The sequence below is a fragment of the Kitasatospora sp. NPDC085895 genome (assembly GCF_040702125.1).
In the GTDB taxonomy this organism is placed as follows: domain Bacteria; phylum Actinomycetota; class Actinomycetes; order Streptomycetales; family Streptomycetaceae; genus Kitasatospora; species Kitasatospora arboriphila.
The window spans coordinates 151,164-163,813 of sequence record NZ_JBFBJY010000002.1 but is presented as its reverse complement, the minus strand read 5'-3'; the positions used below and the strand labels follow the sequence as shown (position 1 = coordinate 163,813).

Here is a 12,650-nt window from a genome sequence, read left to right as displayed (position 1 = left end):
CCGTCCGCACGGACCCGCGGGCCTACGGCGCCACCACGGGGCGCCAGGGGACGGGGCTGGAGAGGATCATCGAGCTGGCGGGCTGGCCGTAGGCCGCGAGGCGGTCGATCAACCGTTCGAAGGCGATCATGCCGGGCACCCCGACCAGCAGGGTGCAGCAGGCGCCGCCGGTGACCCGGTGCAGCTGGAAGACCTCGGGCCAGCGGGCCACCTCGGGGTCGCGCAGCACGCAGTTCGGGCCGTAGCACTGCATGGTGACCAGGGCCATCACGGCCAGGCCGGCCCGGGCGGGGTCGACGTGCGCGTGGTAGCCGGTGATCACCCCGTCGGCCTCCAGCCGGCGGACGCGTTCGGCGACGGCCGGGGCGGAGAGTTTCACCCGCCGGGAGAGCTCGTTGTAGGAGAGCCGGGCGTCGGCCTGGAGTTCGGCGAGCAGCAGCCGGTCGACGGCGTCCAAGGCGACTCCCGGGGTCGGGTTTGCGTTCGCAAAGCGGATCGGCCCCAAGACCTTTCGGTCATGAACCCGGGGCGCGTTTTCGCTGCCCGCCGCCCATTCAAGACGGAACGGATGCCGCCGCACAATGGTGGCCCCCACGATGGGAGTGGGACGTAACAGGACACACCAGGAGGAGTGCCATGGGCGGGGACACCGTCGACCGGCCGAATCTCGCCTTCGCGCCGCAGGGGGAGCCCGGCAACGGCACCCCGTACGCGCGCTACGCCATGCTGGACGTGCTGCACAGCCTGCAGCAGCCGCGCAGCAAGGTGCCGGCCGAGTACACGTTCATCGTCGCCACCCAGGTGATGGAGCTGCTCTTCGACCTGCTGCAGCGCGAGTGGGTCGCCGCCCAGCACGCGCTGCGCGAGAACGACCCCGCCGGCGCCGTCACCGCACTGCGCCGCGGCACCCACGTACAGGACGTGCTGGTCAGCTCCTGGGACCTGCTCGCCACCATGACGCCCGCCGAGTTCGCCTCCTTCCGCGAGGTGCTGGGCGAGGCCTCCGGCTTCCAGTCCTCGGCCTTCCTGCGGCTGGAGTTCCTGCTCGGCAACAAGGCCGGCTCGCTGCTGCGGATGTACGAGGACTCCCCCGCCGTGCACGCCGAGCTCACCGCGGCCCTGCACGGCGCCAGCCTGTACGACGACGCGCTCGCCCTGCTCGCCCGCCGCGGCGTGGACGTGCCGCACGAGCCGATCCCCGGCCGGCACCGGCACAGCGCCGAGGTGGAGCAGGCCTGGCGCCGGGTCTACACCGACCCGGAGCTGGCCGAGCTCGCCCGGCTCGGCGAGGCCCTGCTCGACACCGCGGAGCGGGTCACCCGCTGGCGCCAGCGCCACCTCTCCTCGGTCAAGCGCACCATGGGCGCCAAGCCCGGCACCGGCGGCTCCAGCGGCCTCAGCTGGCTCAAGCAGTCCGCCGACCAGGACATCTTCCCCGAGCTGTGGACCGTGAGGAACGACCTGTGACCACCCGCGAGGAGTGCGCGGCCCTCGACGCCGCAGACCCGCTGGCCGCACTGCGCGGCGAATTCGCCCTGCCCGAGGGCGTGCTGTACCTGGACGGCAACTCGCTCGGCGCACTGCCCAAGGCCACCGCGGCCCGGGTCGCCGGCATGGTCGAGCGCGAGTGGGGCCGGGGCCTGATCCGCAGCTGGAACGACGCCGGCTGGTTCGCCATGCCGCACCGGCTCGGCGAGCGGCTCTCGCCCATGCTGGGCGCGGCCCCCGGCCAGGTGGTGGTCTGCGACTCCACCTCCGTGAACCTCTTCAAGGTGCTCGGCGCGGCGATGCGGCTGCGGCCCGGCCGGAGCACCCTGCTCGCCGAGCACGCCGCCTTCCCGACCGACCTGTACATCACCGAGGGCGTCACCGGCCTCTTCGACGGCGCCCGCACCGTGCTGCTGCCGCGCGCCGCCGACCTCGGCGAGCACCTCGGCGAGGACACCGCCGTGGTGGTGCTCTCGCACGTCGACTACCGCACCGGCGAACTGCTGGACATGGCCGCGATCACCGAGCAGGTGCACGCCGCGGGCGCCCTGATGGTCTGGGACCTCTGCCACACCGCCGGCGCCCTGCCGATCGAACTCGACGCCTGCGGCGTGGACTTCGCCGTCGGCTGCGGCTACAAGTACCTCAACGGCGGCCCCGGCGCGCCCGCCTTCCTGTACGCGGCGCAGCGCCACCAGGGCGCCGCCGCACAGCCGTTGAGCGGCTGGTTCGGCCACGCCCGGCCGTTCGCCTTCGAGCCCTCGTACGCGCCGACCGAGGGTATCGGCCGCTTCCTGACCGGCACCCCGCCGCTGCTCGGCATGGCCGGCCTGGACGCCGCGCTGGACGTCTGGGAGAAGGCCGACCTGGCACAGGTGCGGGCCACCTCGCTGGCGCTCACCGACCTGTTCCTGGAGCTCGTCGAGCCGCTCGGCCTGGAGTCGGTCACCCCGCGGGAGCACGCCCTGCGCGGCAGCCACGTCTCGCTGCGGCACCCCGAGGGCTACGCGGTGATGCAGGCGCTGATCGCCCGCGGGGTGATCGGCGACTTCCGCGCCCCCGACCTGATGCGCTTCGGGTTCACCCCGCTCTACCTCTCCCGTGCCGACGTCTTCGACGCGGTGCGGCACCTCGCCGAGGTGCTGGAGAGCGGCGAGTGGCGCGAGGAGCGGTTCAGCCGCCGGGGCGCGGTGACCTGAGGAAGGCGTTCTCCAGGCCGTCCCAGTTCAGCGGGCGGCCCGGGGGGATGCGGGTCTCGTGCGCGACCTGCACGATCCGGGTCGCCAGCCGGTGCACCGCGAGCTCGTACAGCTCGCGCCGGCCGGCGGCCCGGGCCAGCGCGTACAGGCCCTCGCTCTGGTACTCCGGACCCAGGCTGCGGTGGTTGAAACGCAGTTGACGGGCGGCCGCGGGCTGCTCGGCCGAGGCCACCGGCAGCCAGATCACCGGGACGATGCCGCTCGCCTGCACCGCCGAGCGGTCCGCCGCCCGGGCCGCCCGCCGGGCGAAGCCGTACCACTCCCGGCCGCAGCGCTCGCTGGCGAAGTAGCGCGGCGAGTACAGCGGCACGAAGACCCGGCAGGTGGCGAGCGCCTCGGTGATCTGCCAGCGCGACCAGCTGTCCAGCTCGGGGCTGCGGTCGACGAAACCGGGCGGCACCGCGGACGGCAGGTCGGTCAGCTGGAGCACCTCCTCGCAGAGGTCCTGGAAGAGCCGGTCCACCGTACGGCCGCCCGGGCCGCCGGGGTGGCTGAGGAAGAAGTAGGGTCTGGGCGCCTCCGGGCCGGCCGGCTCCTTGCGGTGCGTGCCCGAGTGCGAGGGGGTGCGCGACTCGACCGGGCCGCCGTGCAGTTGGGCGTTGCGGGCGAGCACCAGCGGACGGCCGTCCCGGGGAGGCCAGATCCGGGTCACCGGCGGCGCCGGCGGGGTGGACTGCAGGGCGATCTCCAGCAGGTGGTGGACGGTCAGCTGCGGCGCGCCGTCCGGGTCGCCGGTGCGGATCGCCGCCGCCAGCCGGCCCGCCACCGAACGGTCCACCGGGTGGCGGAGGTTGACCACCTGGAAGCTGCCCGGGTCGACCGCCACCGGACCGCCCGCGGCCGGCTCCGGCGGCACGCTGCGCGAGCCGTCCAGGATCAGCAGCCGCCGCGCCGCCCGGCCGGCCGCCACCGTCTCCACCACCGCCTGCCAGTCCAGGCCCGGCCGGTGCACCCCGCCCCAGCGGCCGGCACCGACCGCCACGCCGAGCTCGTCGCCCGGGCCGAGCGGGCCGCCGACGTGCACCACCAGGGTGTCCTCCGCCTCCTGCACGGCCCGCTGCAACGCCCGCTGGAAGCCGTCCGGGTCGTCCTCGCCGAGCCAGATGTGCCGCCGGTCCAGGCCCACCAGCGCCGGGTCGACCAGGGCCTCGGCGAGCGCGGCGAGATCGCGCAGCGCGGTGTACTCCTGCTCCTCCAGCACCTCGCCCGGGGCGCCGCGCGAGGTGGTCAGCAGCAGCACCGCCCGGGAGCGCTCCGGGTCGGGCAGCGCCGCGGGCTCCGGCGGCAGCGGGACGGGCGGCGCGTCCTCCTCGACCGGCCGGGCCGCCGCCTGCTCCTGCTGCGCCCCGGACGCGGTGTCCGCGGGGTGCGTCCCGGCGACCGGGCCGGCCAGGGTGAACACCGGGGCGCCGGTGACTCCGAGCAGCCGGGCGGCCTCCGGGCTGACCAGGGCGAAGGGCCGGGTGTCCAGCAGCGTCAGGGTGCCGCCGCCGGCCGTCTCCACCCACGCCGGAAAGGTTCCCGCGCCCGTCCGGCCGGTGTCGCCGATCCGCCCGCCGACCCGGATCAGCAGCTCCAGCGCATGGTGCGCGGTGGACCGCGGCAGGGTGTGCAGCAGCAGCTCGCGCACCCCCGGACGGAACGCGAAGTAGCCCGGCCGGCCCTGCTGTTCGCGCAGCAGACCGCTCACCACCACCTCGGCCAGGTGCTGCGGCTGCGGGCGGGCCAGCCCGACCTGCTGGAGCAGCCGCATCACCGGCAGGGCGGGCGTGGTCAGCGCGGTCATCCCGGCGAGGGTGAACGCCTCCCGGGAGGCCGTCGCCCGGAACCGGACGACCAGTTCCTCGGCGGTCAGCTCCTCCGGGTCCGGCCCGGCCTCGACCGCCCGGCCCGCGGGGTTCGTCGCCGCGCCGACCATCAGCGCCGCGCCGACCACCTGCCCGCCGGTCGGACTGCCCACCAGCTGCGCCCAGTTGGCCAGCCACTCGGGGCCCGGCTCCAGCACCGGGACGGCCGGTGCGCCGCGCCCGGGCGGGGCGTCGGTGAACGGGGCGAAGGTGTAGGCGGCGTCGGGCGCGCCGGCCTCGGTGGCGGTGAACACCCCGGGCACGGCGGGCACCGCGGTGAGCGGCCAGAGCCGTTCGGGCAGCGGCTGGACGACCGCCACCGGCAGCCGCCGGGCCAGCGCGTGCAGGGTGCGGTGCCAGCGGTCCCCGGCCGGTCCCGAGCGCCACTGCGGGCCCATGCAGTCGCTGATCACCAGAACGGCGGAGCGGCCCTCGGCGATCCGGCGGTGGGCGAGCCGTCCGTCCGGCAGCAGCCGGCCGGAGCAGACCTGGCGGAAGGCCCCGGTCTGCTGGAAGAGCGTGCGCAGTTCCCGGGCGAGCGGCCGCCACAGGGTCATCGTCGGGCCGAGGTCGAGCACCAGGTGCAGGTCGAGCCAGCGTTCGGCGCTGGGCCGCAGCACCGGCAGCCACTGGACGGGGCCGGGCTCGCGCAGCGCCTCGGCGATCCGGTCGGCGGTCGCCTGCTCGTCGAGCAGGCGGCGGTGCTCGTCCGGGACGAGCCGCTTGAGCGGGCGCAGGGCGCGCTGCAGCGGCAGCGGGCGGGCCAGCATCGGGGCGTCGGGGGTGGGTGCGGGGACGGCGGGGGCGGGCCGGCCGCCGCGGTCGGGGGCGGGCAGGTGCAGGGCGGTGCGCGGGCCGGTGCCGTCCGGGCCCGGGGTGTGCTCGGTGCGGTGGCGGGGGCGGTGGCCGCCCGGGGCGCCGGCGGCCGGGCGGTCGGTGCTCGGGGCGGCCCGGCCGGCGGTGTCCGTACCGGTGCCGCCCTCGGTGCCGCGGGCGGCCAGCCAGAGCAGTTCGGCCAGTTCGACGGGCGCCCGGGGCGAGAGGCCGAGTTCGGCGAGCAGGTCGGTGAGGCGGTCCAGGGCCGCCGGGTCAGAAGACATCGTCGTCCTGGCCGCGGCTGAGGTAGGGCATCACCTGGGCGGCGAGTGCGGCCCGGTCGGCGGCGTCGCCGAGTTCGGGGCGGGAGGTGAGGTAGATGGCGTTGAGCAGCTGGTCGGTGGCGAGTTCGCCCTCCTCGCGGCGGGCGAGGAAGACGTCGAGGATCTCGGTGACCAACTGCCGGTCGGAGTCCGGGAGGTGGGAGTGGACGATGGACTCCAGCTCGGCGCCCTCGGGGCGGCGCAGCTCCAGCACCACGCAGCGGCGCAGGAAGGCGGCGGGGAACTCGCGTTCGGCGTTGGAGGTGAGCACGGTGAACGGGAAGGCCCGGCAGCGGACCCGGCCGGAGCGGACGGGCGCCCGGCCGGTGCCGTCGGCGGTGAGCACGTGCGCCTGGGGCTGCTGGGGGGCGGCGCGGACGAGTTCGTCGATCTCGTACTGGCCCTCCTCCAGGATGTGCAGCAGGTCGTTGGGCAGGTCGAGGTCGCCCTTGTCGATCTCGTCGATGAGCAGCACCCGGGGCCGCCGGTAGGGCAGCAGGGCGGTGCCGAGCGGGCCGAGCCGCAGGTGTTCGTCGAGCGAGGCGTCGGGGGTCTGCGGGCCGGAGCGGTTGGCGGCGTAGAGGCGGGAGAGCGGGTCGTACTGGTAGAGGCCGTCGCGCAGGGTGGTGCGGCTGGTGATGTTCCAGCGGAGCACCGGGCCGAGGCCGAGTTCGCGGGCGACCGCGTACGGCAGGCTGGACTTGCCGCCGCCGGGCGGGCCGGTGACCAGCAGTGGCCTTCTGAGGTAGAGGGCGGCGTTGACGAGTTCGACGGTCTCGGGGGTGGGGCGGAAGGTCGCGGCGCGGTGCCGGGCCGGGTCGGGCACGGGGTCGGCGGGGCCCTCGGGCTGCGCCAGCAGCGGCCCCCCGTCGAAGTCGCGCCAGGGCGGCGGGGCGGGCAGCTCGGCGATGCCGTCGTGCGGCTCGTTGACGCCCTGGTAGATGCGCTTCAGCGGCATTGCTCTCCTGCTCCTGCTCACTCGTCGGGGCCTTCGGCGGTCTCGGTCTCACTCGGGGCCCGCGGCGTGGGGCGGCGGTGCGGTCGGGACGACGCGGTAGGGGCGGTGGGGGCCGGGCAGTACCGCCGGGTCCTCCCACAGCAGCACCAGGCCCGCCGCCCAGTGCTGCGATGGGTCTGCCGCCTCCTCCGCCTCGTGCCGCAACTCCCTGACCCGGCGCGGCAGGTCGGCAGGTGCGACGTCGGCCAGTTCCTCCGCCAGTCTGGCAAGGAATCGCTCGTTGCGGCAGGTCCGGGTGTGCGTGTGGTCGGCGGTGCAGGTCTGGCCCGGCCACAGCACGGCGGGAACGCCGGCCCGCAGGGCGGCCGCCAGCAGCGGTTCGTACGGGGCGCCCCTGGGCGGGCCGGGGAGGGCGGGCAGCTCGACCCGCTCGGGCGGTCGCAGCCGGTGGTAGAGCCTTTTGCCGTCCGGGAGTTCGGTGCAGCGCAGCTGGTGCAGCAGGGTGCCGGCGGCGGCCCGCAGCGGGGTCCACTTGAGTTCGAGCTGGCGGCGGGCGGCCGGGTCGGCGCGGCGCTGCGCGTCGACCACGACGACGGCGTGGTCGGCCCCGAGCGGGCCGTAGTCGGTGCGCCGGCGCGCCCAGCCGTGCACCGGCTCGGTGAGCCACTTGCGCGGCAGCGAGAAGATGACGAGTTCCGCGCCGTCCGGTTCCAGGCGGCCGAGTTCGTGGTCGATGCGGTCGCGGACGGCGTGCTTGAGGCGCAGCCGCGGGACGGTGCGGGTGTCGGCGGCGCCGATCCGGCCGTCGCGGACGGCGGCGACCGCGACGTGGAACATCGCGGGTCCGGCGCCGCTCGGGGTGATCTCGACCAGGATGGGCCGCCACCGCTCGCGTCTGCGGCCGGCGGTGGGGGCGGTGTCGCGGTGCCGGTCGAGCCAGTCCAGCAGGCCGTCGCGGAGGACCGGGTCGGTGTGCGCCTCGGCGACGTGGTGGGCGAAGTGGACGACGGGGTGCGGCCCGTGCGGCGGCCGGGGGACCTCGGCGAGCAGGTACCAGCCGGCGTCCCAGAGGGTGGCGGGGCGGCTGGGCGGGTCGGGGCAGCCGAGCGGTCCGACGGCGGCGCGGTAGAGCTCCAGCGGGTCGGCGGGCGGCGGTCCGGCGCCGAGCAGCAGCCGCAGTCCGCGCACCGCGTCGGCGGGCAGCGCGGCGCCGGTGAGCCGGTCGGCGAGCTGCGGGACGTACCGGGCGGCGGCCTCGGCGGGCAGCATCTGGCCGAGCCGGGCGGCGGGCCGGCTGCGGTCGTCGGGGCCGCGCGGGACGCCGAGGGTGTCGAGGGCGGCGGTGACCAGCCCGGCCACCTCACCGGTGGCGGCGATGACGACCGGTCCGCCGCTGAATCCCGGGGAGAGCGGCATGCCGGTGCCCTCGTGCTCCAGCTGCACCAGTTCGCCGGCGATCCGGAAGCCGCCGCGGGTCAGTCGGATCTCGCTGCTGAGGCCGGTGTCGTGGCCGGCCGGGAAGCCGTAGGCGACCAGGGCGGGTGCGGGCGGCCCGGCCCAGCGGTGCAGCGGGGCGAACGGGGCCGGCGCGGCGGTCTGCGCGGGGACGGGCTCGCGGAGCCGGAGGACGGCCACGTCCCCTGCGCCGCCGGGGAGTTCGGGCCAGGGGCCGCGCAGCGCGACGGTGCCGGTGAGCGGCGGCAGGTCGGGGTGGGCGACCAGCCGGACCTCCGCCTCGTGGACGCCGTGCACCACGTGGGCGCAGGTGAGCACCTCGCGGTCGGAGATGAGGATGCCGGCGCCGGTCAGCGGCCCGGCGGGCCCGGCGGTGTCGATCCGGGCGAGCCAGCGGACGTCCTGCATCGGCACGTCCGGTCAGTGCCCCGCCCGTTCCCCGGTGGTGCCGGGTGACCAGGAGAGCTTGACCGTCAGGTGCGCGTCGGCCGCCGTCCGGGCGATCAGCGCGCCCGCCTCGGCGGAGAGCTTGACGCCGAACTCGATCTCCACCGCGTCCGGGCGAAGGCTGCCGTCGCGCAGGACGGCGAGCGCGGCCTCGGCGGCGGCGCGGACGCCGCCCAACGCGTGCTCGAAGGTCTCCGAGGCGCGGACGACGGCGTCGCCGCTGCCCCGGCCGACCGGCTGCATGCCGTACGCCGCCGGGGTCTGGGAGGTGCTCTCCACCCGGACCACCGCGCCGTCGGCCGTCAGGAACTCCACGTAGTGCGACATGGGCACTCCCCACCGTGTCAAGCCGTACTGTCAGCCGAATTCCTTGGCGATGGTCGCACAGCACAGGCCGTGGCGCAGCGGTTCCGACGGGGTTGACATCAGTAATCTTCAAGGAACATGACAATATGTCAGGTTGATCCGCCTGTACCGGGCCCGGCCGGATCCCGCCGGACGCGGGAGGGTCCCGGGGACGGCGGCCTAGGGTGGTCCGGACGGAGCCGAGGAGGGCGAGCGGGTGGACGGGACGGTCGGCGGGGGGCTGGTGGCGGTCGCGGGGAGCGCCGAGGTGTTGGCGCTGCCCGGCCTCGGTGAGGAGTTGCTGACCCCGGTCGAACGCGAGCGCGCGGCGCGCTTCCACCGCGACCGGAACCGGCTGGACTTCGTCGCCGCGCACCTGCTCGTCCGGCTCTGCGCGTCCCGGCTGCTGGGCGTCCCGGTCGCCGGGCTGGTGCTGGAGCAGTACTGCCCCGACTGCGGGCTCTCCGGACACGGCGCGCCCTCGTTGGCCGGGCGGCCGGAGGTGGGGCTGAGCCTGTCGCACACCGAGGGCGTGGTGGCCGCGGCCGCCGGGCCCGCGCCGGTCGGCGTGGACGTCGAACTGCCGGGCGGCCGGGACGGCACCGCCGACCTGCACGACCGGGTGCTCGGCCCCGCCGAGTCCGCCCTGGTGGCCGCCCGTCCGGACCCGGACGGGGCCTTCCTGCGGCAGTGGGTCCGCAAGGAGGCGATGATCAAGATCGGCCGGGCGAGCCTGGACACCCTCGCCTCCGTCGACCTGTCCGCGCTGCCGCTGGACCTTCCCGGCCCCGGACCGGCCCTGTACCGCCACGGCGACCTGCACCTGCTGGACTGGGCGGCCCCCGGCAGCGGGGCCCTGCTCGCCGCGGTCAGCACCCGGCCGGTCCGGCTCCTGCAGCCGGACGGCCTGCGCCCAGGAGGAGTCCAGGGGCGTTCGGGGGCGTCCGCGTAAGGGGTGTTAGCGTCGGCGACGGCCGCGTCGGACCGCATCCGCGCAGGTCCGCCCATTCCTCCCCCGCCGCGCGAAGGACGACTTCCCCATGGCCAAGTTCCTGCTGAGCCTGCACGTGCTGGCCTCGGTGCTGTTCATCGGCCCGGTGGCGGTCGCCGTCAGCATGTTCCCGCGGCGCGCGGCCGCGGCCCTGGGCTCCGGCGCGGACCAGCCGGTCGCGGCCGCCTCGGTGCGGCTGCTGCACCGGATCACCCAGGTCTACGCGCTGCTCGGGATCGCCGTCCCGCTGCTGGGCATCGGCGTGGCCCAGGTGATGGACGTCCTCGGCCAGAGCTGGCTGATCGCCTCGATCGTGATCACCGCGCTGTCGGCCGGCTCGCTGCTGCTCTTCGTGGTGCCCGCCCAGCAGTCCGTGATCGACACCCTGGACGCGGAGGCGGGCACCCCCGCCGCCCACTCCCGCGGCGACGACCGGGAGCGGGCGGAGCGCGGCCTCAAGCTGCTGCCGATGACCGCCGGGGTCTTCAACCTGCTGTGGGCGGTGGTCGTGGTGCTGATGGTCATCCGACCGGGGTCGACGACGGGGGCCTGACCTCCACCCGTCCGGCACCCCGGATCTCCAGGCCTTCGAGCAGCTCCAGGGTCGCCGCGGCCACCGCCGCGACCGCCTGCTCGAAGGCCTCCCTGTTGTGGGCGGCCGGCGTCCGGAAGCCGGACACCTTGCGGACGTACTGCAGGGCCGCGGCGTGGACGTCGTCGGTGGTGACCTCCGGCGTCTCCGGCGGCCGGAGCGTCTTGATCGATCGGCACATACCCCCCAGTCTGCCCGGCGCACCCGCCCCGCGGGCCGTCATCGGCGGATCGGGGCGACGAGGCGTACGCCCGCGCGTTTCACCGCCCGGGCGACGATCGCGGTCTCCGCGCGGGTGATGTCGAGCGGGCCCAGCACGTCGGTGGTGAACCGGAACAGGGCGGCGTGGTCCTCGCAGAAGACGGTGGCCATCAGGTTGGCCGGGCCGCTGGTCGCGAGGACGCCGTGCACCTGCGGGTGCCCGGCCAGCACCCCGCCGACCTCGGCCAGCCGGCCGGGCGGCACGTCCAGCCAGAGGTTGGCGTCGACCGCCATGCCGAGCAGCCGGGGGTCGACGGTGGCGTGGGTGCGCAGCAGTCCGCCCGCGGCGAGCCGGTGCAGCCGTCGGCGCACGGTGGACTCGGGCGCGCCCGAGGCGGCGGCGAGGGAGGCGTGCGACCGGCGCGCGTCCCGGCCGAGCAGGTCGAGCAGGGACCGGTCCAGCGCGTCGGTGGCGGGGGCCGCGGTGGTCGGGGCGGGCGGGGCGAGGGCGGCGACCTGCTCGGGCGCGAGGTGGCCGGAGTGCCAGTGGCCGGCGTCCGCGAAGGCGTGCAGCACCGCGTGCACATCGGTCTCCAGGACGGCTCCGGTGGCGGGGAGTTGGCCGTAGAGCAGGCGGTCCCGGGAGCCGGCGTCGGTGAGCACGACGGCGCTCACCTCGCTGCCGCCGAGCATGATGTCGACGAACGGCACGTCCGGGCGGGCCGCCAGCGCGTGCGCGACGGTCTCCACCTTGCCGCGCAGGACGCGGACCCTCAGCAGCAGGGCACCCACCGCGCGGTCCCGGACGTCCGGCATGAGGACGACGGTGACGGTGCCGCTGCCGAGCAGCCGGGCGAGGCGCCGGGTCACCGTCCGGGCGGAGACGCCGAGCACCTCGGCGATCCGGCCGGTCTCGGCCCGGCCGTCGATCTGCAGGGCGCAGACCAGCCGCCGGTCCAGCTCGTCCAGCCGGTCGTCCGGATCCGCCGTTTCGAGGTCCACTGTGTCCGATCTCCGCCGTTCCTGGCCGATTGAGAGTCCTGGTCCGCCGCGATCACGGTACTTCTTCTCCATGGCCGAGCCGGACACGACCGGGCAGGCCACGACCGAGAGGACCCCCGTGGAGAAGACGCTGTCCAAAACGATCGACGCGGTGCACGCCGTCGGCGGGCGGCTGACCGCCCTGCAGAGCCCGGCCCCGGTGTCCGCGACCGATCTCGCCGAGGCCGTGGCCGCCTTCCGCGCGGTGGACGGCCCCGCCGCCGCACTGCTGCGCGAGCGCCTCACCGCGCTGCGGCCGTCCGCCGGGTGGCACGGGGAGGAACTGGACGGCGACGTGCCCGCCGAGGGCGAGTGGTGGGTCTGCGACGCCACTGACGGCGCCGTCCAGTACCTGGGCGGGCTGCCGCACTGGGCGGTCACCGCCACCCTCGTCCGGGACGGCGCCGCCGTGCTCTCCGTGGTGCACGCGCCGCTCCAGGACGCCACCTACACCGCACTGCGCGGCTGCGGCGCCCACCTCGACGGCCGGCCGATCGCCCCGACCCCCCGCACCCTGCAGGTCGCGGTCGCGGCCACCGCGCAGCCGCCGACGGTGGCCGGTGACCCGGTCGCCCGGCGGCGGGCCGGCGAATCGCTGACGGCGATGCTCGGCGGGGCCCTGGCCGTCCGCAACCTCGGCCCGACCGCCCTGCAGGTGGCCCAGGTCGGCGCCGGGAACCTCGGCCTCTTCTGGGAGTACGGCCAGGACGGCCCCAACCTGCTGCCGGGTGCCCTGATCGCCGCCGAGGCCGGGGCCGTGGTCACCGACGCGGCGGGGCGGCCGTGGACGCCGGCCGCGGACAGCTTCCTGGCCGCCGCCCCCGGGGTCCACGCCGAGGCGCTGGCGGTGCTGGCACAGGTGCGGTGACGGCCGCGGCGGCCCCGTC

12 protein-coding genes are annotated in these 12,650 nt (G+C 76.1%); 5 read left to right on the top strand and 7 right to left on the bottom strand.

The window, feature by feature from the left end; translation table 11 throughout:
* Nucleotides 1-22: 22 nt before the first annotated feature.
* A complete protein-coding gene (locus AB0442_RS02315) occupies nucleotides 23-457 on the bottom strand; it encodes an Lrp/AsnC family transcriptional regulator (protein ID WP_366160053.1) in 435 nt (144 codons plus the stop codon).
* 179 nt (nucleotides 458-636) lie between these two features.
* On the opposite strand from AB0442_RS02315, the gene AB0442_RS02310 reads away from it, so the two are divergent.
* Both AB0442_RS02310 and kynU read left to right on the top strand, forming a co-directional pair.
* On the top strand, nucleotides 637-1,467 hold the full coding sequence (locus tag AB0442_RS02310; RefSeq protein ID WP_366160052.1) for a tryptophan 2,3-dioxygenase family protein: 831 nt from the start codon (nucleotides 637-639) through the stop codon (nucleotides 1,465-1,467).
* Nucleotides 1,464-2,687 carry a kynureninase gene (gene kynU, locus AB0442_RS02305; protein ID WP_366160051.1) on the top strand — a complete coding sequence of 408 codons (1,224 nt, stop codon included), beginning with the start codon at nucleotides 1,464-1,466 and terminating at the stop codon, nucleotides 2,685-2,687. The genes AB0442_RS02310 and kynU overlap by 4 nt, the downstream gene beginning before the upstream one ends.
* Here kynU and AB0442_RS02300 read toward each other — a convergent pair.
* The 4 genes from AB0442_RS02300 to AB0442_RS02285 are packed head-to-tail and all read right to left on the bottom strand — an operon-like array spanning nucleotide 2,662 to nucleotide 8,920.
* Nucleotides 2,662-5,694 carry a TIR-like protein FxsC gene (locus AB0442_RS02300; protein WP_366160050.1) on the bottom strand — a complete coding sequence of 1,011 codons (3,033 nt, stop codon included), beginning with the start codon at nucleotides 5,692-5,694 and terminating at the stop codon, nucleotides 2,662-2,664. The two genes, kynU and AB0442_RS02300, sit on opposite strands and share 26 nt — an antisense overlap.
* Entirely contained in the window at nucleotides 5,684-6,691 is a 1,008-nt protein-coding gene (locus tag AB0442_RS02295) for a MoxR family ATPase (protein ID WP_366160049.1), read from the bottom strand. The genes AB0442_RS02300 and AB0442_RS02295 overlap by 11 nt, the downstream gene beginning before the upstream one ends.
* Nucleotides 6,692-6,739: 48 nt before the next feature.
* Nucleotides 6,740-8,554: a trypsin-like peptidase domain-containing protein gene (locus AB0442_RS02290; RefSeq protein WP_366160116.1), complete on the bottom strand. Its 1,815-nt coding sequence runs from the start codon at nucleotides 8,552-8,554 to the stop codon at nucleotides 6,740-6,742.
* Between the two features lie 12 nt (nucleotides 8,555-8,566).
* Nucleotides 8,567-8,920 (bottom strand): CU044_2847 family protein, encoded by a 354-nt coding sequence (locus tag AB0442_RS02285; protein WP_263105562.1) that lies wholly within the window; start codon nucleotides 8,918-8,920, stop codon nucleotides 8,567-8,569.
* Nucleotides 8,921-9,155: 235 nt separating this feature from the next.
* Between AB0442_RS02285 and AB0442_RS02280 the strand changes: the two genes are divergently transcribed.
* Nucleotides 9,156-9,890: a 4'-phosphopantetheinyl transferase superfamily protein gene (locus AB0442_RS02280; RefSeq protein ID WP_366160047.1), complete on the top strand. Its 735-nt coding sequence runs from the start codon at nucleotides 9,156-9,158 to the stop codon at nucleotides 9,888-9,890.
* Between the two features lie 88 nt (nucleotides 9,891-9,978).
* On the top strand, nucleotides 9,979-10,482 hold the full coding sequence (locus AB0442_RS02275; RefSeq protein ID WP_344622723.1) for a DUF2269 family protein: 504 nt from the start codon (nucleotides 9,979-9,981) through the stop codon (nucleotides 10,480-10,482).
* Here AB0442_RS02275 and AB0442_RS02270 read toward each other — a convergent pair.
* A complete protein-coding gene (locus AB0442_RS02270) occupies nucleotides 10,451-10,702 on the bottom strand; it encodes a DUF2277 domain-containing protein (protein ID WP_366160045.1) in 252 nt (83 codons plus the stop codon). The two genes, AB0442_RS02275 and AB0442_RS02270, sit on opposite strands and share 32 nt — an antisense overlap.
* A gap of 38 nt (nucleotides 10,703-10,740) precedes the next feature.
* Nucleotides 10,741-11,724: an Lrp/AsnC family transcriptional regulator gene (locus tag AB0442_RS02265; protein WP_366160043.1), complete on the bottom strand. Its 984-nt coding sequence runs from the start codon at nucleotides 11,722-11,724 to the stop codon at nucleotides 10,741-10,743.
* 118 nt (nucleotides 11,725-11,842) lie between these two features.
* On the opposite strand from AB0442_RS02265, the gene AB0442_RS02260 reads away from it, so the two are divergent.
* Nucleotides 11,843-12,631 (top strand): inositol monophosphatase family protein, encoded by a 789-nt coding sequence (locus AB0442_RS02260; protein ID WP_366160042.1) that lies wholly within the window; start codon nucleotides 11,843-11,845, stop codon nucleotides 12,629-12,631.
* Nucleotides 12,632-12,650: the final 19 nt, after the last annotated feature.